Genomic DNA, 20141 nt, shown 5'->3' on the forward strand with positions numbered 1-20141 from the left:
TCCCGATGACGCTGGGCGAGCTGGCGGGCGTGGTGGGCGGGGTGGTGGCCGACGGCGACCCCGGGCTCGTGGTCGCCGGCCCCGCCTTCCTCGACAGCCGCACGCCCGAGCCCGACGGCCTCTTCGTCGCCTTCGCCGGGGAGCAGGCCGACGGGCACGCGTACGCCGCCGCGGCGGTCGCCGCGGGTGCCGCCGCCGTGCTGGGGAGCCGGCCGACCGGGGTCCCGACCGTGGTGGTCGACGACGCGCGCGCCGCGCTGCAGGAGCTGGCGCGCGTGCAGCTGCGCCGGCTCCGTGAGCAGGGCGGGCACGACGGGCACGACGAGCCCGGGGGCCCCGCCGTGGTGGCCGTGACCGGCTCGCAGGGCAAGACCAGCGCCAAGGACCTGCTCGCCCGGGTGCTCGGCGACGCGCGCCCCACGGTCGCCACCGCCGGGTCCTTCAACAACGAGCTGGGCCTGCCGCTCACCGTGCTCCGCGCCACCCCGCAGACCCGCTTCCTGGTGCTGGAGATGGGGGCGCGCGGGCTCGGGCACCTGACCGAGCTGTGCCGGGTGGCGCCGCCCGACGTGTCGCTGGTGCTCAACGTCGGCAAGGCCCACCTGGGCGAGTTCGGCAGCCGTGACAACATCGCCCGGGCCAAGGGCGAGATCGTCGAGGCCCTCGCGCCGGGGGGCACGGCCGTGCTCAACGCCGACGACCCGAGGGTGCGCGGCATGGACGCGCGCCGTCCCGAGGCCGCGGTGCTGCGCTTCGGGACGGCGGCCGACGCCGACGTGCGGGTCGACGGGCTGGAGCTCGACGACCTCGGCCGCCCCGCCTTCGACCTCGTGCACGCCGGCGGCACCGAGCACGTCGCGATGCGCCTGCTCGGGGCCCACCAGGCCACCAACGCCGCGGCCGCGGCCGCTGTCGCCCTCGGGCTCGGCCTGCCGCTGGCCGACGTCGCGGCGAGCCTGCGGGAGGTCGAGACCCTCTCGCGCTGGCGCATGGAGCTCACCGAGCGCGACGACGGTCTGGCGGTGCTCAACGACGCCTACAACGCCAACCCCGACTCGATGCGGGCCGCGCTCGAGACGCTCTCCGGCATCGGGTCCCGCTCGGGACGCCGCACCGTCGCCGTGCTCGGCGAGATGCGCGAGCTGGGCGCCGACAGCGACGCCGAGCACCGCGCCGTGGGAGCGCTCGCCGCCGACCTCGGCGTCGACGACCTGGTGGTCGTGGGTGCCCCCGCCCTGGCCGACGGCCACGACGAGCGCCGCGGCGCCGGCGCGACGCGCCGTACGGCGACCGCCGACGAGGCCTCGGCCTGGCTGCGCCAGAATGTCGCCGGGCCCGACGTGGTGCTGGTGAAGGCCTCGCGCGGCGCGGCCCTCGAGCGCGTGGCCCAGGCGCTGCTGGAGACGGGAGAGGAGGCGCGGTGAGAGCGGTACTGCTCGCGGGAGGCATCTCGCTGCTGCTGACCCTGGTCGGCACCCGCTACGCGATCCGGGTGCTGGCGCAGCGCGGCTACGGCCAGCTGATCCGCGACGACGGCCCGACGACCCACCACACCAAGCGCGGCACCCCCACCATGGGCGGCCTGGTGATCGTGCTGGCCACGGTGGTCTCCTACTTCCTGGCCCTGCTCGTCACCGGCCGCACGCCGTCGGCGTCGGCGATGCTGCTGCTCTTCCTCTTCGTGGGGCTCGGCACCGTGGGCTTCCTCGACGACTACATCAAGATCTCCCGGCAGCGCAGCCTCGGCCTGCGCAGCCGCGCGAAGTTCATCGGCCAGACCTTCGTCGCGCTGGCCTTCGGCGCCCTGGCTCTCTCGCCGTGGCTGGCCGACGAGCGGGGCCAGACGCCCGCGGGCCAGACCATCTCGGTGATCCGCGACCCGTCCTTCACGCTGCCCTTCATCGTCGTGGTGCTCTTCATCTGGCTGATGATCGCGGGGAGCAGCAACGCCGTGAACCTCACCGACGGCCTCGACGGCCTCGCGGCCGGCGCCTCGGTGATGACCTTCGGCGCCTACATGCTCGTCAACATCTGGCAGAGCAACCAGTACTGCGGCGTCTCGCCCGGCGCCGCCTGCTACGAGGTGCGCGACCCGCTCGACCTGGCGATCGTGGCGGCGGCCATCACCGGCGCCTGCTTCGGCTTCCTGTGGTGGAACGCCTCGCCGGCCAAGATCTTCATGGGCGACACCGGCTCGCTGGCGCTGGGTGGGGCGCTGGCCGGCTTCGCGGTGCTCACCCGCACCGAGCTGCTGCTCGCCCTGCTCGGCGGTCTCTTCGTCATCCAGACGCTCTCGGTGATCCTGCAGGTCGGCTACTTCAAGGCCACCAAGGGCAAGCGGCTCTTCCGGATGGCGCCGCTGCACCACCACTTCGAGATGCTCGGCTGGGAGGAGATCACCGTGGTCATCCGCTTCTGGCTGATCGCAGGCATCTTCGTGGCCGCCGGCCTCGGCCTCTTCTACGCCGAGTGGGTGGCCGGGGCATGACGCTCCCGCCCGACCTCGGCCGGCACTCCGACTGGTCGGGGGTCCGGGTCGTCGTCGCCGGCTTCGGCGTCTCCGGCTACGCCGCGGCCGACAACCTCACCTTCCTCGGCGCCCGGGTCACCGCGCTCGACGAGCAGGAGGCCGACAAGGGCGGTGGCCCCGACCGCCGCGAGCGCGCCGACCTGCTGGAGAGCCTCGGCGCCACCGTGCGGCTCGGGGAGGGCAGCACGGCCACCCTGCCCGACGACACCGACCTCGTGATCACCTCGCCCGGCTGGTCGCCCCGGGCGCCGCTGCTGGCGCAGGCGCTGGAGCGAGACGTGCCCGTCTGGGGTGAGGTCGAGCTCGCCTGGCGGCTGCGCGACCCCGACGAGCCCGGCGGTCCGGCGCCGTGGCTGGCCGTGACCGGCACCAACGGCAAGACCACCACGGTGCAGATGCTGGAGGCGATGCTGCGCGCCGCCGGCCTGCGCACCGTCGCCGCGGGCAACGTCGGCAAGCCGATCGTCGAGGCCGTGATGGACCCCGACCCCTACGACGTGCTCGCGGTCGAGCTCTCCAGCTTCCAGCTGCACTGGACGCACTCGGTGCGGGCCGAGTCGGCGGCCGTGCTCAACGTGGCGGAGGACCACCTCGACTGGTACCCCGGCCCCACCGGCATGGCCGACTACGCCCGCGACAAGGGGCGCATCTACGAGGGTGTCGAGCGCGCCTGCGTCTACAACGTCGCCGACCCCGTCACCGAGCAGCTCGTCCGCGACGCCGAGGTCACCGAGGGCGCCCGGGCCGTCGGCTTCACGCTGGGCACGCCGGGCGTGGGGATGCTCGGGGTGGTCGACGACGTGCTCGCCGACCGCGCCTTCGTCGAGGACCGCCGCACCAGCGCCGCCGAGCTCGCCACGCTGGGCGACCTCGCCAGCGATGCCCCCCACTTCGTGGCCGACGCGCTGGCCGCGGCCGCGCTCGCCCGGGCCCACGGCGTGCCGCCCGTGGCGGTGCGCGACGCGCTGCGGGCCTTCCGCCCCGACGGCCACCGGATCGCCGTCGTCGACGAGCTCGACGGCGTCGTCTGGGTCGACGACTCCAAGGCCACCAACCCGCACGCCGCGCGGGCCTCGCTAGCGGCGTACGACCCGGTGGTGTGGGTGGCCGGCGGGCTCGCCAAGGGCGCGAGCTTCGACGACCTCGTCGTGGCCGTGCGCGACCGGCTGCGCGGGGTCGTGCTGCTCGGGCGCGACGCGCCCGTGATCCGTGAGTCGCTGCGACGACACGCGCCCGATGTGCCCGTGATCGAGGTGACCGCCGGAGAGGATGAGACCCGACCCATGGACCGGGTCGTCGACGGTGCCGCCTCCCTGGCACGACCGGGGGACACGGTGCTGCTGGCCCCGGGATGTGCGTCGATGGACATGTTCGCCGACTACGGCGCGCGCGGTGACGCGTTCGCCGAGGCGGTGCACCGCCGGCGACGGCACTCGTAGTCAGCAGCCCAGCAGACCCCCGGAGGAGCCGATGAGCATCACCGAGCTCCGCTCCGAGGTCTCCGGCAGGCTCGAGGGCGTGCGCCGCACCCTCGAGCGCCCGCTGACGTCGTACTACCTGCTGCTCGGCACCACCGCGATGCTGCTCGCCCTCGGGCTGATGATGGTGCTCAGCGCCTCCAGCGTGCGCTCCTTCGAGACCACCGGGAGCAGCTACACCGTCTTCCTGCGGCAGCTGACCTGGGTGGCCATCGCGCTGCCCGCGGCCTGGGTCGCCAGCCGGGTGCCGCGCCGGTGGCTGCGGCTGCTGGCCTGGCCCGCGGTGCTGGTCGCGGCCGTGCTGCTGGCGCTGACCAAGACCTCGCTCGGCGTCGAGGTCAACGGCAACACCAACTGGCTGCGGCTCGGCCCGATCCAGATCCAGCCCTCCGAGGTGGCCAAGCTCGCCGTGGTGCTGTGGGCGGCCGACGTCTACGCCCGCAAGGAGCGGGTGCTCGCCAACCCGTGGCAGGCGATCATCCCGGTCGTGCCGGTGGTGGGCCTGATCGCCGGCCTCGTGGTCTGGCAGAAGGACCTCGGCACGGCCCTGGTGCTCTTCGCGATCCTGCTGGGCCTGCTCTGGGTGGTCGGCGTGCCGGCCCGGCTCTTCGGCATCGGCGTCTCCGTGGTGGGCGTGGCCGCCTTCTACCTCGCCGCCAGCAACCCCGTGCGCCGCGAGCGGATCACCAGCTTCATCGACCCCTTCGACGACTTCCAGGGCGCCGGCTGGCAGGCCGGCCACGGACTGCTCGGCATGTCGAGCGGGGGACTGCTGGGCAAGGGCCTCTCCGCCAGCCAGCAGAAGTGGGGCGGGCTCCCCGAGGCCCACAACGACTTCATCTTCGCCGTGCTGGGCGAGGAGCTCGGCCTCGTCGGCACGCTGCTCGTGCTCGCCCTCTTCGGCCTGCTGGCCTACGCCGCGGTCCGGCTCGCCCTCAACACCGCCGACCCCTTCGTGCGCTACGTCGCCGCGGGCGTCACCATCTGGTTGATGTCCCAGACCCTGATCAACATCGGCATGGTGCTGGCGCTGCTCCCGGTGATCGGCATCCCGCTGCCGTTGGTCTCCTACGGCGGCTCGGCGCTGGTGCCCACCCTGGTCGCGCTGGGGCTGCTGGTGGGCTTCGCGCGCGAGGAGCCCGAGGCCCGGGCGGCGCTCGCGCGGCGCCGCCGCGGGGCCCCGGCGGTGCCCGCCGTGCTCGCCCGCGGGCTGGCCCGTGACCGCGACCGTGACCGGGCCGGACAGCGCGACGGCCGCTCCCGCGGCGCGGGTGGCGCCTGATGCGCGTGCTGCTCGCGGGCGGTGGCTCGGCGGGGCACACCTCGCCGCTGCTGGCGACCGCCGACGCGCTGCGCAGGCTCGAGCCCGACGTCGAGGTCACCGCGCTGGGCACGGCGCGGGGGCTGGAGACCCGTGTCGTCCCCGAGGCCGGCTACCCGCTCGAGCTGGTGCCCGCCGTGCCGCTGCCGCGCCGTCCCGGTGCCGACCTGGCCCGCGTGCCCGGCCGGGTGCGGGCCGCGCTGAAGGAGACGCTCGCCGTGCTCGACCGGGTGCGGCCCGACGTCGTCGTCGGCTTCGGCGGCTACGTCTCGGTGCCGGCCTACCTCGCGGCGCGCCGCCGCGGTATCCCGCTGGTGGTCCACGAGGGCAACGCGCTGCCCGGCATCGCCAACCGGCTCGGCGCCCGGCTGACCACCCACGTCGCGACCTCCTTCCCCGACACCGAGCTGCGCCACGCGACCTACCTCGGCCTGCCCGTGCGCCGCATGATCAGCACCCTCGACCGCGACGCGCTGCGCGCGGAGGCGCGCGAGCACTTCGGGCTCGACCCCGACCGCCCGACGCTGCTGGTCACCGGCGGCTCGCAGGGCGCCCGCCGGCTCAACCAGGCCGTCGCGGCGGCGGCCGGTGCGCTCGCCGAGGCCGGGGTGCAGGTGCTGCACGTCGTCGGGCCTCGCGGCGAGGCCTTGCCCGAGCGCGGCGAGGGCGGGGCGCCGTACGTCGTGGAGCACTTCGTCAGCCGGATGGACCTCGCCTACGCCGCCGCCGACGCCGTGCTGTGCCGCGCCGGCAGCAACACGGTCACCGAGGTCTCCGGCGTCGGGCTGCCCGCGGTCTACGTGCCGCTGCCGATCGGCAACGGCGAGCAGGCGCTCAACGCCCGGCCGGTGGTCGAGGCGGGGGGCGGGCTGCTCCAGGCCGACGCCGACCTCACCGCCGCGTGGGTCCGCGAGACCCTCCCCGCCCTGCTGACCGACCCCGAACGGCTCGCCGCGATGTCGCGCGCCGCCCGGGCCGTGATCCCGCTCGACGCCGACGACAAGCTCGCCGCACTGGTGGTCCGGGCCTCGCGGGAGGCGCGGTGAGGGTCCCCGTCCCCGACGAGCTGCTGCCGGCCGAGGCCCTCGGCACGGTGCACTTCGTCGGCATCGGCGGTGCCGGCCTCTCCGGCATCGCCCGCATCATGCTGGCGCGCGGCCTGCGCGTGACCGGCAGCGACGCCAAGCAGTCGCCCACCCTGGAGGCCCTCCGCGCGCTCGGCGCCACGTGCCACGTGGGCCACGACGCGACGCACGTCGAGCACCTGACCTCGGCCGACACGGTGGTGGTCTCCACGGCGGTGCGCGAGACCAACCCGGAGGTCGTCGAGGCGCGGCGGCGCGGGGTGCGCCTGCTCCCGCGCTCGGCCGCCCTCGAGTCGGTGATGCAGGGCCGTCGCGTGGTCGCGGTGGCCGGCACGCACGGCAAGACCACCACGACGTCGCTGCTCACGGTCGCGCTGCAGCACTGCGGCGCCGACCCCTCCTTCGCCATCGGCGGCGACCTCAACGAGACCGGCTCCAACGCCCACGAGGGCAGCGGCGACCTCTTCGTCGCCGAGGCCGACGAGAGCGACGGCGCCTTCCTGGTCTACTCGCCGTACGCCGCCCTGGTCACCAACGTCGAGGCCGACCACCTCGACAACTACGGCACCGAGGAGGCCTACCGCGACGCCTTCGACCTCTTCGTCGAGCGCGTCGACCCCGCGGGCTTCCTGGTCGTGTGCGCCGACGACCCCGGGGCCGACCGGCTCGCGACCGTCGCCACGGAGCGCGGGCGCCGCGTCGTCCGGGTGGGGGAGCGCGAGGACGCCGAGGTGCGCGCCGAGCGGGTGCGCTTCGAGGGCACCCGCTCCCGCTTCGAGGTGGTCGACCGCGGCCGGCGCCTGGGCGAGGTGACGCTGCAGATCCCCGGGCGCCACTACGTGCTCGACGCGCTCGCGGCGCTGGCCTGCGGCCTGCGCCTGGGCCACGACTTCGACCGGCTGGCCCGCGGTCTGGGGGCCTTCACCGGCACCCGGCGCCGCATGGAGCTCAAGGGCGAGGCGGGCGGCGTCCGGGTCTACGACTCCTACGCCCACCACCCCCAGGAGATCAGCGGCGACCTGCAGGCGGCGCGGTCGGTGGCGGGGGAGGGTCGCCTGCTCGTGGCCTTCCAGCCCCACATGGTCTCGCGCACCCGGATCTTCGGCGAGCAGATGGGCGTGGCCCTCGGTGCGGCCGACGCGGTCGTGGTGATGGACGTCTACCTGGCCCGCGAGGACCCCGACCCGGCGGTCAGTGGCGCCCTGGTGGCCGCCACGGTGCCCCTGCCCGCCGCCGACGTCGTCTACGAGCCCTCGTGGCAGGCCACTGCCGCCCACCTGGTCGAGCGCGCCCGGCCCGGCGACCTGGTGCTGACCCTGGGCGCCGGCGACGTGACCCTGCTCGGGCCGCAGGTGCTCGAGCTGCTGGCCGAGCGGGAGGAGCCCGTCGATGACGGTGCGTGAGCGGCTGCGTCTCGGGCGCGGCAGCGACACCGCGCCGGTGCCGACCTCGACGGGGCCGGACGAGGCCACGGTGCGGCTGGCGCGCAAGGACTTCCGCCGCCGCCGACGGACCCACGGGTGGCGCCGTCACTGGCGCGCCCTGCTCGCGGCCGTCCTCGTGGTGGGGCTGCTCGCCGCCGGTGCCTGGGTCGTGCTCTTCTCCTCCTACCTCACCGCACGCGGCGTCGAGGTCGTCGGCGCGGCGGCCGTCGGCACCGAGCGGGTCGGTGCGGCCGCACAGCTGCCCGCCGGCGTGCCGCTCGCGCGGATCGACCTCGACGGCGTCCGGGAGCGGGTCGAGGGCATCGCGGCCGTGGAGAGCGCCGAGGTCTCGCGCAGCTGGCCGCACACCGTGCGGGTGCAGGTGACGCCGCGCACCCCGGTCGCGCTGGTCGCCGGCGGCGACGGCCTGGTCGCCATCGACGGCGAGGGTGCCCGCTTCGAGGCGCCGGCCGAGGCCACCGCCGGGCTGCCCCGGGTCGAGCTGGCCGAGGGGGTCGACGCCGAGGGCGTCACCGAGGCCGGCCGCGTGCTGGCCGCGCTGCCCGCCGACCTCGCGGGGCGCACGGAGACCGTCAGGGTCGGCAGCGTCGACGGCATCAGCCTGGTGATGCGCAGTGGCCGCACGGTGGTCTGGGGGAGCGCGGAGCAGTCGGAGACCAAGGCCGAGGTGCTCGACGCGCTGCTGCGCAACCTGCCCCGGGCGGTGACCGAGATCGACGTCACGGTGCCCGGCAAGCCCACCACGCGCTGAGTCGCGGCGCGCACGACTTTCTCGCGAATTCGCGACGCGCCGCGCGTGTCTGCACGGGCAGGAGGGGTGTGCCACCTACCTTCGTCTCACCACCTCAGGTTGACATAACGTTAAGGCTCTACCAGAGGGTTAAGGTTCGGCGGCCTCGAGGTGGTACTTCCCCGGACGTCCAGCAGACCAACCAGTGAGAGGCAACCGCCGTGGCAGCACCGCAGAACTACCTGGCCGTGATCAAGGTCGTGGGTATCGGTGGAGGTGGAGTCAACGCCGTCAACCGGATGATCGAGGTCGGTCTGAAGGGCGTCGAGTTCATCGCCATCAACACCGACGCCCAGGCCCTGTTGATGTCCGACGCCGACGTCAAGCTCGACATCGGCCGTGAGCTCACCCGGGGCCTCGGCGCCGGGGCCAACCCCTCCGTGGGCGCTCAGGCCGCGGAGGACCACTCCGAGGAGATCGAGGAGGTGCTCAAGGGCGCCGACATGGTCTTCGTGACCGCCGGCGAGGGCGGCGGCACCGGCACCGGTGGTGCCCCGGTCGTCGCCAAGATCGCCCGCTCCCTCGGCGCGCTGACGATCGGTGTGGTGACCCGCCCCTTCATGTTCGAGGGACGCCGCCGCGCGACCTCGGCGGAGGAGGGCATCGCGACGCTCCGCGAGGAGGTCGACACGCTGATCGTGATCCCCAACGACAAGCTGCTCTCGATCAGCGACCGCAACGTGAGCATGCTCGACGCCTTCAAGCAGGCCGACCAGGTCCTGCTGCAGGGTGTCTCGGGCATCACCGACCTGATCACCACCCCCGGCCTGATCAACCTCGACTTCGCCGACGTCAAGTCGGTCATGTCCAACGCCGGCTCGGCGCTGATGGGCATCGGCTCGGCCCGCGGCGACAACCGCGCCGTCGAGGCGGCCGAGCTGGCCGTCTCGAGCCCGCTGCTCGAGGAGTCCATCGACGGCGCCCAGGGCGTGCTGCTCTCGATCGCCGGCGGCTCCGACCTCGGCCTCTTCGAGATCAACGAGGCCGCGGCGATGGTGGCCGACGCCGTCCACGACGACGCCAACATCATCTTCGGCGCCACCATCGACGACGCCCTGGGCGACGAGGTGCGGGTCACGGTCATCGCGGCGGGCTTCGAGGGCGGTCGTCCCAAGCGGCGCGAGGAGAGCCAGGGGCTGCGTCCGCGGCCGGCGCAGACGCAGGCCGAGACCCGCGAGGCGGCCCGGCAGCTGGCCGCGCAGCGTCGCGCGGAGCAGACCGGCTCCGCGGCGCCGCAGCGCGAGCCCGTGACGGTCGGGGCGGCGACCTCGTCGCGTCCGGCGGAGCAGCCGCGGCACGAGCAGTCGGCCCCGGCGTCCGAGCGGCCCGCCTCCCGCACCTCCGGGTGGGGAGCACGCGACGACGAGGACCTCGACGTCCCCGACTTCCTGAAGTAGGTCCCGGCGCTTGTACGCCCACCGCGAGCGCCTCGGCCCCGTCGAGCTGGCCTTCACCGACCGGCTCGGCGGGGTCAGCGCTGCGCCGTACGACGAGCTCGACCTCGCGCTCGTCGGCGGGCGGGATCCCGTCGCGCGCGAGCGCAACCTCGCGCTGCTGCTCGACGACTTCGCCCCCGGGGCCGAGCTCGCCGACATGCGGCAGGTGCACGGCGACCGGGTGGTGACGGCCGGGGGGGACCGGGAGGACTGCGACGGCATCGTCAGCGACCGCCCCGACGTCGTGCTGCTGGTGCGCGTCGCCGACTGCGTGCCGGTGCTGCTCGCCGACGTCGAGGGCGGCGTCATCGGTGCCGCCCACGCCGGGAGGCCCGGCCTGGCGGCCGGCGTCGTGCCCGCGACCGTCGCCCGGATGCGCGACCTCGGCGCCACCCGCCTCCAGGCCTGGCTCGGACCGTCGGTCTGCGGCCGCTGCTACGAGGTGCCCGCGCCGATGCGGGCGGAGGTCGCCGCCGTCGAGCCGGCTGCGGCGTCCACCACGAGCTGGGGCACGCCGGCCCTCGACGTGGCCGCCGGCGTGCGTGCCCAGCTGGAGCGCGAGGGCGTCGAGGTGAGCGAGGTCTCCCGCTGCACGCTGGAGTCGCCCGACCTCTACTCCTATCGTCGCGACGGCGACCGTGCCGGTCGTCTCGCCGGACTGATCAGGAGGCACCCGTGACCCGGGAGCAGGAGCTCGCCGACGGCGTCGCCCGCGTGCGTGAGCGGGTCTCGCACGCGTGCGCCGAGGCCGGGCGAGACCCCGACGAGGTCACCCTGGTCGTGGTCACCAAGTTCTTCCCCGCCTCCGACGTGCGCCTGCTCGCCGGACTCGGGATCCGCGAGGTCGCGGAGAACAGGCACCAGGAGGCCGAGGCCAAGGCCGAGGAGTGCGCCGACCTCGGCCTGCGCTGGCACTTCGTCGGCGGGCTGCAGAGCAACAAGGCCGCGGCCGTCGCGCGCTACGCCGACTGCGTGCAGTCCGTCGACCGCGCCAAGCTGGTCGGGGGCCTCTCGCGCGGTGCGGTGGAGCGGGGGCGCGACCTCGACGTGCTGGTGCAGGTGAGCCTCGACCCGCCCGGCGCCGACGGCCGGTCCGGCGCGGCGGCGTCCGACCTCCCGGCGCTGGTCGACCGCGTCCTCGGGGCCGACGGGCTGCGGCTGCGCGGCGTGATGGCCGTCGCGCCCCTCGGCGGCGACCCCGACGAGGCCTTCGCGCGCCTGGCCGACGTCGCCACCGACGTGCGCCGCACGGCGCCCGAGGCCACCTGGGTCTCCGCCGGCATGAGCGGCGACCTCGAGCAGGCGGTCCGGCACGGCGCGACACACCTGCGCGTCGGGTCCGCGGTGCTCGGTCCGCGGCCCCCCAACGGCTAGCGTTGCCCCAGTCCTGAGCAGTCTCCAGAGCAGAGGAAAACCACCATGAGTGCCATGCGGAAGATGGGCGTCTACCTCGGTCTGCTCGAGGACGCCGACGGCACCTACGACGAGGTCGAGCCGCGCCAGCAGCGGGCCCCGCGTCAGGCTGTCGCCGACACCGAGGAGTCCGCCCCCGTGGCCCGCCTCGACGAGCGTCGTCGTCCCGTCCAGGGAGCAGCGCAGGCGGCCGGCCAGGTGCCGGCCCAGCGTCCGACGCCCTCGGTGGCGCCGCTGTCGCGGATCACCACGCTGCACCCGCGCACCTACAACGAGGCCCGCGTCATCGGCGAGAACTTCCGCGACGGCGTGCCGGTGATCATGAACCTCTCCGAGATGGGCGACGACGACGCCAAGCGCCTCGTCGACTTCGCGGCCGGCCTGGTCTTCTCGGTGCGGGGCACGATCGAGCGCGTGACCAACAAGGTCTTCCTGCTCTCCCCGCCCAACGTCTCGGTCGCGGCCGAGGACAAGCAGCGGATCGCCGAGAACGGTTTCTTCAACCAGAGCTGACCCGGCGTCCCCCCTGGTTGTCGGCGTCTTCTAGGCTGCCCACGTGTTGCTCATCGGCCAGATCATCGACCTGGTCATCAGTGCGTTCATCGTGCTGCTCTTCGTGCGCCTCATCGTCGACTGGGTGCAGTTCTTCGCCCGCTCCTGGGTGCCGCGCGGTCCGGTCCTGGTGATCCTCGAGACCGTCTACAGCATCACCGACCCGCCGGTGAAGGCGCTGCGCCGGGTGATCCCGCCGCTGCGGCTCGGGGGCATGGCGATCGACCTGAGCTTCATCGTGCTGCTGGTGCTCTGCTACGTGCTGCTCGGCATCAACGGCGTGGTCTTCTCGCAGCTGGCCTGAGCCCGGGCCCGGCCCCGGTCGGGTGCCGTCTCGGCGACCACGCCGTGCTGGGGTCGCCGCCGGCCCCCCGCTAGGGTGCCGACCATGCCGCTGACACCCGAGGACGTCCGCAACAAGCGCTTCCAGCCGGTCCGGCTGCGTCGCGAGGGCTACGACATGAGCGAGGTCGACCAGTTCCTCGACGAGGTCGAGGCCGAGCTCGAGAGGCTGCTGGCCGAGAACGCCGACCTGCGCAGCAAGCTCGACCTGGCCGGCGGCGGGGCCGCCGCCTCGGCGACCGGCTCCCCGAGCGACGCGGCTGACTCGTCGGGCACGACCGGCGACGCCACGGCGAGCGCTGCCGCCCCCGTGGAGCAGGTGAAGGTCACGACGGCCGCGGAGGCCTCCAGCGCCGCCACCCGCCTGCTCGAGCTGGCCACGCGCAACGCCGACGAGGTCGTCGCCGAGGCGCGCCAGGAGGCGCAGCAGATCGTGACCACCGCCCAGCAGCAGGCCGACGAGCTGGACCGTGAAGCGCGCACCCGCGCCGACCACCTCGACAGCGAGACCTCGGTGCGACGCGCGGAGCTGATGACCTCGCTGGAGCAGGAGCGCGCGCGGCTCGACGAGGAGGTCGACGGGCTGCGGGCCTTCGAGCGGGAGTACCGCAGCCGGCTGCGCAGCTACTTCACCCAGCAGCTCGACGCCCTGGAGGGGCGCGGCGAGGGCGGCGAGCTGCCGGCGGCGCACGGCCACCCGCAGGACACCGGTCCCGAGCACGACGGGCACGACGGGCACGACGGGCACGACGGGCACGACGGCCCGCCCGACAACGCCGCCCCCGACGCCGACGGGCCGGCCGAGGGCCACAGCTGAGCCCAGCGGCCGGCGGCTAGACCCGCACCACCGCGAAGCGCAGGCCCAGGTCCTCGTCGCCGTGCGGCAGCGCGTCGGCCCCGTCGGCTGCGTCGGCCCGTGACACCGAGGTGGCCAGCACCTCGGTGGCGATGAGCTCCTCGTGGTCGGCCAGGGCGAGGGCGACCTCGCCCTCGGCGTACCAGGTCAGCTCGATGCGGTCGGAGACCTCGAAGCCGGAGCCCTTGCGGGCCTCCTGCACCATCCGGACCACCTCGCGCGCCAGCCCCGCACGCCGCAGCTCGTCGGTCAGCTCCAGGTCGAGCGCGACGGTCTCGCCCTGCTCGTTGACCACCGACCAGCCCTCGCGCGGGCGCTCGGAGACGATCACCTCGTCGGGCAGCACCTCCACGGTCTCGCCATCGACGTCGACCTCCGCGCGGCCGTCGGCGGCCAGCGCGGCCGCGAGCGCCGAGGCGTCGGCGGCGGCGATCGCCGCCGCCACGAGCGGCGTCCGCTTGGCGAAGCGCTTGCCGAGGGCCCGGAAGTTGCCCTTGGCCGTGTGGTCGACGAGACCCTCGCCGGCCGAGGAGAGCGGCTCCACCGCGAGCACGTTGAGCTCCTCGGCCACCTCGCGGTGCAGCTCCTCACCCAGCCGCTGGTGCGCCGCGCTCCCCAGCAGGGCGCGCCGCAGCGGCTGCCGGGTGCGCACCTTCGCCTCGGCGCGCGCGGCGCGGCCCAGCTCGGTGACCCGGCGGGCCAGCCGCATCCGCTCCGAGAGACCCGGGTCGACCAGGTCGGTGCGCGCGGACGGCCAGCTCGAGAGGTGCACCGACTCCGGCGCGTCCGGGCCGGTGCTGACCACCAGGTCGCGCCACACCCGCTCGGTGACGAACGGCGCCAGCGGCGCCATCAGCTGGGTGACCAGCACCAGGCACTCGTGCAGCGTGGCGTACGCCGCGTGGTCGCCGTCCCAGAAGCGGCGGCGCGAACGGCGCACGTACCAGTTGGACAGGTCGTCGACGTACGCCGCGAGCAGCGCGCCGGCGCGCTGGGTGTCGAACTCCTCCAGCGCCGCCGTGACCTCGCCGACCAGCCGGTGGGCCTCCGAGAGCGCCCAGCGGTCGAGCACCGGCCGCGCGGCCGGCTCGGCGGCCTGCGAGGTCTCCGGCGTCCAGCCGTCGAGGTTGGCGTAGAGCACCTGGAAGGCCACGGAGTTCCAGTAGGTCAGCAGCACCTTGCGCACGGTCTCCTGGATGGTGGCGTGGCCCACCCGCCGCGCCGCCCAGGGGGAGCCACCGGCCGCCATGAACCAGCGCACGGCGTCGGCGCCGTGCTCGTCCATCAGCGGGATCGGCTCGAGGATGTTGCCCAGGTGCTTGCTCATCTTGCGGCCGTCCTCGGCCAGGATGTGGCCCAGGCACAGCACGTTCTTGTACGACGAGGCGTCGAAGACCAGGGTGCCGATAGCCATGAGCGTGTAGAACCAGCCGCGGGTCTGGTCGATCGCCTCGCAGATGAAGTCGGCGGGGTAGGCCCGCTCGAAGCGCTCGGCGGAGCCCTCGACGTGGGGGTAGCCCCACTGCGCGAAGGGCATCGCGCCGGAGTCGAACCACGCGTCGATGACCTCCGGCACGCGCCGCGCGGTCAGGGCACAGCCCTCGGCGGTGCAGCCGAAGACGATCTCGTCGACGTACGGGCGGTGCGGGTCGAGCTGCGACTGGTCGGTGCCGGTGAGCTCGGTGAGCTCGGCGCGCGACCCGACGCAGGTCTGGTGCCCCTCCTCGCAGCGCCAGATCGGCAGCGGGGTGCCCCAGTAGCGGCTGCGTGAGAGCGCCCAGTCGATGTTGTTCTCGAGCCAGTCGCCGTAGCGGCCGTGCTTGATGGTCTCGGGGTGCCAGGTGGTGGCCGCGTTCTCCCGGACCAGCGCGTCCTTGACGGCGGTGGTGCGGATGTACCACGACGGCTGCGCGTAGTAGAGCAGCGCGGTGTGGCAGCGCCAGCAGTGCGGGTAGGAGTGCTCGTAGGCGACGTGGCGGAAGAGCAGGCCGCGGGCGGTGAGGTCGTCGACGAGGTCGGCGTTGGCGTGCCGGAAGAACTGCCCGCCGACGAGGTCGAGGTCGTCCTCGAACTCGCCGCGCGGCGTGATCGGGTTGACCATCGCCACGCCGTTGCGCCGGCAGGAGGCGAAGTCGTCCTCGCCGAAGGCGGGGGACTGGTGCACCAGGCCGGTGCCGTCGTCGGCGGTGACGTAGTCCTCGGTGACCACGAAGTGCGCCCGGCCCTCGCCGGCGTCGGGCCACTCGACCAGCTCGAAGGGGCGCGCGTAGCGCCAGCCGACCATGTCGGTGCCGGGGAAGCGGTCCTGGACCTCCCAGCCCTCGCCGAGCGCCTGCGCGAGCAGGCTCTCGGCCACCACGACGGTCTCGCTGCCGTCGGTGGCGGTGACGTAGGTCAGGTCGGGGTGCACGGCGACCAGGGCGTTGGACACCAGCGTCCAGGGCGTCGTCGTCCAGATCAGCAGCGAGGCGCGGTCGGCGTACGGCCCGGAGGTCAGCGGCATCCGCACGTAGACCGAGGGGTCGGTGACGGTCTCGTAGCCCTGGGCGAGCTCGTGGTCGGAGAGCCCGGTGCCGCAGCGGGGGCAGTACGGCGCGACCCGGAAGTCCTCCTCGAGCAGACCCTTGCCGTGGATCTGCTGCAGCGCCCACCACAGCGAGTCGACGTACTCGGGGTCCATGGTGCGGTAGGGCTCGCGCATGTCGATCCAGCAGCCCATGCGGTCGGTCATCTGCTCCCACAGCCCGACGTAGCGCGAGACCGACTCACGGCAGCGCGCGTTGAACTCGGCGATGCCGAAGGCCTCGATGTCGGCCTTGCCGGAGAAGCCGAGCTCCTTCTCCACGGCGAGCTCCACGGGCAGGCCGTGGCAGTCCCAGCCGCCCTTGCGGTTGACCTGGTAGCCCTGCATCGTGCGGAAGCGCGGGAAGACGTCCTTGAACGTGCGCGACTCGATGTGGTGGGTGCCCGGACGGCCGTTGGCGGTGGGCGGGCCCTCGTAGAAGGTCCACGACTCGCCGCCCTCGTTGCGGGCCACGGACTTCTCGAAGATGCCCTGGGTGGCCCAGAAGTCCATGACCTCCCGCTCGAGCAGCGGCAGGTCGACCTGCGGGGGGACGGGGCGGTAGGAGCGGTCGCTCACGGGGTGCTTCCTTCGTCTCCGGTCGGCCGGGGCCGATCGACTCCGAAGGGACGAGCCTCGGCTGCGCCGGGACCCGCGGTACCACCCTCCTTGGACGCACGCCCTCGCGGTCGGACGTCCCACTTCCTTGCCGACCGCTGCCGGGTCTACCCCCGGTCCAGGTCGGATCGGGCTCTTCCGGCGGCTCCGGGACGATCTTCCCCACCTGCCGTGCCCCCGGGCTCGCACCGTCCCCGGGTCGCTGCTGGCCGTGCTGGTGGGTACTGCTCCCATCCGCGCCGTGCGGTCGCGGCGAGTCTACGCCGCGACGCCGCCCGTGGCTCCCGCGAGGTGAGTTGAAGGGGTCCGGCCCGGCACATATCCTGCCCGCCACGCCCGGGCATCCGTCCGGTCGCACTCCCGGGAAGGCCCCACCCCCATGGCCTCTGCCTCCAAGAAGTCGCTCGCCAGCCGCGCGGGCGCCGCTGCCCGCAAGGTCGTGGGGCGGTCCGGCTCCTCCAGCGACGCGGCCCCGGCGACGTCCGCGAAGAAGGCGGCCACCGCCAAGAAGGCTCCCGCGAAGAAGGCTCACGCGAAGAAGGCGGCCCCCGCGGCGAAGAAGCCGGCCCCCGCGGCGAAGAAGCCGGCCCCCGCGAAGAAGTCGGCTCCCGCGGCGAAGAAGCCGGCCTCCGCGGCGAAGAAGGCGGCCCCCGCGAAGAAGGCGGCCCCCGCCACGAAGGCGGCGCCTGCGAAGAAGGCACCGGCCAAGAAGGCTCCCGCCACCAAGGCACCGGCCACGAAGGCTCCCGCCAAGAAGGCCACGAAGGCGGCCGCCGGCCGGCTGGTGGTGCTGGCGCAGGAGGACCCGTGGACTCCCGCCGAGCTGGCGCAGGTCCGCGCCCAGCTCGAGGACGACGTCGAGCGGCTCACCGCCGAGCTCGCGGAGGTCGAGGGCGACCTGGCCGGGATGATCGAGAACCCGGGCGAGGGTGCCGGCCACGACCAGGCCGACGTCGGGTCGTCGTCCTTCGAGCGCGACCAGGAGCGTCAGATCGTCAACAACGCCCGTGACATGCTGGAGCAGAGCCAGCACGCGCTGGCTCGCATCGACGACAGCAGCTACGGGCAGTGCGAGATCTGCGGCAACGCGATCGGCAAGAACCGTCTGATGGCGTTCCCCCGCGCGACGCTGTGCCTGACCTGCAAGCAGCGCGAGGAGCGCCGCTGAGGTCGCGGGCGCCCACGAGCACGACCCAGGACGAGGAGGAGCCGGTGTCCGGTGACGAGACGCCGGGCCGCCGGCGTACGACGCTCGCCCTGGCCTTCGCGGCCGTCGGCCTGACCGTCGACCAGGTCACCAAGGTCCTGGCCGTGCGCGAGCTCACCGACCGCGACCCCGTCGAGGTGGTCGGCACCCTGCTGCAGCTGGTGCTCGTCTACAACCCCGGAGCCGCCTGGGGCGCCGGGTCGTCGATCACGCCCGTCATCACCGCGATCGCCATCGTGGCCACCGTGGTGGTGCTGTGGCAGATCACCAAGGTGCGCCACGTCGGCTGGGCCGTCGCCCTGGGCCTCCTCCTGGCCGGCGTCGCCGGCAACCTGACCGACCGGATGCTGCGCGACCCCGGGCCCTTCCGCGGTCACGTCGTCGACTTCCTGGCGCTCCCGAACTTCCCGGTCTTCAACGTCGCCGACATGTGCATCAACGTCGCGGGCGTGCTGCTCGTGGTGCTGCTCTTCCGGGGCATCGGCGTCGACGGCACCCGGGAGTCGCGGGAGCAGGAGGTGAGCCCGCGATGAGCGAGCAGGCGGATCACCGCAGCCTCGACGTGCCCGAGGGGCTCGGCGGCGAGCGCGTCGACGTGGGTCTCTCGAGGATGTTCGGCATCTCCCGCAGCAAGGCGGCCGAGCTGGTCTCGGCCGGCCGCGTGGACCTCGACGGCGCCCCCGCGGCGAAGTCCGACCGGCTGCTGCCCGGCACCCGTCTCGACGTCTCCTTCCCCATCGAGAGCGACCCGCTCGAGGTCGTGGCCGAGGAGGTCGAGGGCGTCGGCATCATCCACGACGACGACGACCTCGTCGTGGTCGACAAGCCCGTGGGCGTCGCGGTGCACCCCTCGATGGGATGGACCGGCCCCACCCTGGTCGGCCACCTCCGCGGTGCGGGCTACCGCATCGCCACCGGCGGCGCCCCCGAGCGCCAGGGCATCGTGCAGCGCCTCGACGTCGGCACCTCGGGCGTCATGGTCGTCGCCAAGAGCGAGCGCGCCTACTCCCTGCTCAAGCAGGCCTTCCGCGACCGCACGGTCGACAAGACCTACCACGCGCTGGTGCAGGGCCACCCCGACCCGCTCGAGGGCACCGTCGACGCGCCGATCGGCCGCAGCCAGGGCTCCGACTGGCGCTTCGCCGTCCGTGACGACGGCAAGCACGCGGTCACGCACTACGCGACTCTCGAGGCCCACCGCTTCGCCAGCCTGCTGGAGGTGCAGCTCGAGACCGGGCGCACCCACCAGATCCGGGTGCACATGGCCGCGCTGCGGCATCCCTGCGTGGGTGACCTCACCTACGGCGCGGACCCCACGCTCGCCCAGCGCCTCGGCCTGGAGCGGCAGTGGCTGCACGCCGTCCGGCTGGGCTTCGTGCACCCCGGCTCCGGCGACCACGTCAGCTACGAGTCGAGCTACCCCGACGACCTCGCCCGGGCGCTCGAGGTGATCCGTGACGGTGCCTGAGGACTCCTCGGGCGCCACGGACCTGGTGCTGCGCCCCGCGGTCGCGGACGACGTGGCTCGGCTGGTGGAGGTCTACCTCGCGGCCGCCACCGGCGAGGGCCACCCCGTCGAGCGGCGTACCCACCAGCAGCTCGTCGACTGGCTGGGGGAGCGGGTCCGCTCGGTCTCGGCCGACCGTCACGAGGTCTGGGTGGCTGCCGACGACGAGCGGGTCGTGGGCTTCGCCGACGTGCACGGCGACTGGGTCTCCCTCCTCTTCGTCGACCCCACCCGGCAGCGGCAGGGCGTCGGCCGGGCCCTGCTGGAGCTGGTGCAGGCGCTGCGGCCGGGCGGCTTCGGGCTGCGGGTGCACGCCGACAACGCCCCCGCCCGAGCCTTCTACGCCCGCCTCGGTCTGGTGGAGCTGGAGCGCACCGACGGGTCGGCGTACGACGACGGCTGGCCCGACTGCCGCCTCGCCTGGCCCGGGCACGAGCCGCTGCGCTACTGGCGCTCGACGATCGACGAGGTCGACGCCGAGCTCGCGGTGCTGCTGGCCCGCCGCTTCGCGCTCGCCGGAGCCGTGCAGGACCTCAAGGCCGCGACGATCGGCGCCGGCGGCGAGGCCGCCCGCGATGCCCGCCGCGAGGCCGAGATCGTGGACCGCATGGCCACCCTCGCCCCCTCCCTCGACCGGACCCACCTCGAGCGCGTCATGCGCGTCGTCCTCGAGGAGGGCCTCACCGCCTGGGAGCGCACCCACCCCTGACCACTCGGGGCCGGTGGTCGAGCCTGTCGAGACCGGGCTGTCGGTCGAGCCTGTCGAGACCTCGTACGCCGCTCACCCACCCGCGTTCTCCGGGTGGTCGAGGAGGTCGCGCAGCGACCGTCTCGAGACCCCCGCCGCCCGACCAGTGAAGTTCTCCACAGATCATAGAACACGCGTTCGATTGTCAGTGGCACGGCATAGAATCAGTCCATGGAGCCCAGCCCCTACCTCCCCGAGCGCCAGGTCCTCGACGTGCTCGTCGCGCCGGCCGAGCACGCCCAGCAGCTGC

At 74.0% G+C, this 20141-nt stretch carries 18 protein-coding genes; 17 read left to right on the forward strand and 1 reads right to left on the reverse strand.

Features of this window, described 5'->3' with window-relative positions; all coding sequences use genetic code 11:
• The first annotated feature begins 5 nt into the window (after nt 1-5).
• The 13 genes from IG63_RS0119645 to IG63_RS23895 all read left to right on the forward strand — a co-directional run bounded on the left by IG63_RS0119645 (nt 6) and on the right by IG63_RS23895 (nt 13209).
• A complete protein-coding gene (locus IG63_RS0119645; RefSeq protein WP_342665983.1) occupies nt 6-1424 on the forward strand; it encodes a UDP-N-acetylmuramoyl-tripeptide--D-alanyl-D-alanine ligase in 1419 nt (472 codons plus the stop codon).
• A complete protein-coding gene (mraY, locus tag IG63_RS0119650) occupies nt 1421-2488 on the forward strand; it encodes a phospho-N-acetylmuramoyl-pentapeptide-transferase (RefSeq protein ID WP_030486040.1) in 1068 nt (355 codons plus the stop codon). Before IG63_RS0119645 ends, mraY begins: the two co-directional genes overlap by 4 nt.
• Complete coding sequence (gene murD / locus IG63_RS0119655; protein ID WP_425411802.1) at nt 2470-3969, forward strand: UDP-N-acetylmuramoyl-L-alanine--D-glutamate ligase; 1500 nt, start codon at nt 2470-2472, stop codon at nt 3967-3969. Before mraY ends, murD begins: the two co-directional genes overlap by 19 nt.
• Nucleotides 3970-4000: 31 nt before the next feature.
• Complete coding sequence (gene ftsW / locus IG63_RS0119660; protein WP_084597363.1) at nt 4001-5290, forward strand: putative lipid II flippase FtsW; 1290 nt, start codon at nt 4001-4003, stop codon at nt 5288-5290.
• Nucleotides 5290-6375, forward strand: a complete 1086-nt coding sequence (gene murG, locus IG63_RS0119665; RefSeq protein WP_030486043.1) for an undecaprenyldiphospho-muramoylpentapeptide beta-N-acetylglucosaminyltransferase — start codon at nt 5290-5292, stop codon at nt 6373-6375. Before ftsW ends, murG begins: the two co-directional genes overlap by 1 nt.
• Nucleotides 6372-7817, forward strand: coding sequence for a UDP-N-acetylmuramate--L-alanine ligase (gene murC / locus IG63_RS0119670; RefSeq protein WP_030486044.1), 1446 nt, complete (start codon nt 6372-6374; stop codon nt 7815-7817). The genes murG and murC overlap by 4 nt, the downstream gene beginning before the upstream one ends.
• Nucleotides 7804-8610 carry a cell division protein FtsQ/DivIB gene (locus IG63_RS0119675; protein WP_030486045.1) on the forward strand — a complete coding sequence of 269 codons (807 nt, stop codon included), beginning with the start codon at nt 7804-7806 and terminating at the stop codon, nt 8608-8610. Before murC ends, IG63_RS0119675 begins: the two co-directional genes overlap by 14 nt.
• A 200-nt stretch (nt 8611-8810) precedes the next feature.
• On the forward strand, nt 8811-10046 hold the full coding sequence (gene ftsZ / locus IG63_RS0119680; protein WP_030486046.1) for a cell division protein FtsZ: 1236 nt from the start codon (nt 8811-8813) through the stop codon (nt 10044-10046).
• Nucleotides 10047-10056: 10 nt separating this feature from the next.
• The gene (gene pgeF / locus IG63_RS0119685) at nt 10057-10764 is read left to right on the forward strand and encodes a peptidoglycan editing factor PgeF (protein ID WP_030486047.1); all 708 of its coding nucleotides are present in this window, start codon (nt 10057-10059) and stop codon (nt 10762-10764) included.
• The gene (locus tag IG63_RS0119690; protein ID WP_030486048.1) at nt 10761-11459 is read left to right on the forward strand and encodes a YggS family pyridoxal phosphate-dependent enzyme; all 699 of its coding nucleotides are present in this window, start codon (nt 10761-10763) and stop codon (nt 11457-11459) included. The genes pgeF and IG63_RS0119690 overlap by 4 nt, the downstream gene beginning before the upstream one ends.
• 45 nt (nt 11460-11504) lie before the next feature.
• Nucleotides 11505-12011 (forward strand): cell division protein SepF, encoded by a 507-nt coding sequence (locus IG63_RS0119695; RefSeq protein WP_030486049.1) that lies wholly within the window; start codon nt 11505-11507, stop codon nt 12009-12011.
• 43 nt (nt 12012-12054) lie between these two features.
• Nucleotides 12055-12354 carry a YggT family protein gene (locus IG63_RS0119700; protein WP_030486050.1) on the forward strand — a complete coding sequence of 100 codons (300 nt, stop codon included), beginning with the start codon at nt 12055-12057 and terminating at the stop codon, nt 12352-12354.
• A gap of 84 nt (nt 12355-12438) precedes the next feature.
• Nucleotides 12439-13209 (forward strand): DivIVA domain-containing protein, encoded by a 771-nt coding sequence (locus IG63_RS23895; RefSeq protein ID WP_084597364.1) that lies wholly within the window; start codon nt 12439-12441, stop codon nt 13207-13209.
• A gap of 16 nt (nt 13210-13225) precedes the next feature.
• Here the strand turns inward: IG63_RS23895 and ileS are convergent, their stop codons facing one another.
• Nucleotides 13226-16390: an isoleucine--tRNA ligase gene (gene ileS, locus IG63_RS0119710; RefSeq protein ID WP_030486052.1), complete on the reverse strand. Its 3165-nt coding sequence runs from the start codon at nt 16388-16390 to the stop codon at nt 13226-13228.
• Nucleotides 16391-16808: 418 nt separating this feature from the next.
• On the opposite strand from ileS, the gene IG63_RS23940 reads away from it, so the two are divergent.
• From IG63_RS23940 to IG63_RS21890, 4 genes are read left to right on the forward strand one after another with little or no spacing between them, the layout of a single operon-like run.
• On the forward strand, nt 16809-17597 hold the full coding sequence (locus IG63_RS23940) for a TraR/DksA C4-type zinc finger protein (RefSeq protein WP_036196304.1): 789 nt from the start codon (nt 16809-16811) through the stop codon (nt 17595-17597).
• 44 nt (nt 17598-17641) lie between these two features.
• On the forward strand, nt 17642-18169 hold the full coding sequence (locus tag IG63_RS0119725; RefSeq protein WP_169741838.1) for a signal peptidase II: 528 nt from the start codon (nt 17642-17644) through the stop codon (nt 18167-18169).
• Complete coding sequence (locus tag IG63_RS0119730; RefSeq protein ID WP_030486054.1) at nt 18166-19104, forward strand: RluA family pseudouridine synthase; 939 nt, start codon at nt 18166-18168, stop codon at nt 19102-19104. The genes IG63_RS0119725 and IG63_RS0119730 overlap by 4 nt, the downstream gene beginning before the upstream one ends.
• A complete protein-coding gene (locus IG63_RS21890) occupies nt 19091-19852 on the forward strand; it encodes a GNAT family N-acetyltransferase (RefSeq protein WP_051707318.1) in 762 nt (253 codons plus the stop codon). Before IG63_RS0119730 ends, IG63_RS21890 begins: the two co-directional genes overlap by 14 nt.
• Nucleotides 19853-20141 lie beyond the last annotated feature (289 nt).

Origin of the sequence: Nocardioides aequoreus (assembly GCF_000720335.1) — a bacterium.
GTDB lineage: Bacteria > Actinomycetota > Actinomycetes > Propionibacteriales > Nocardioidaceae > Marmoricola > Marmoricola aequoreus.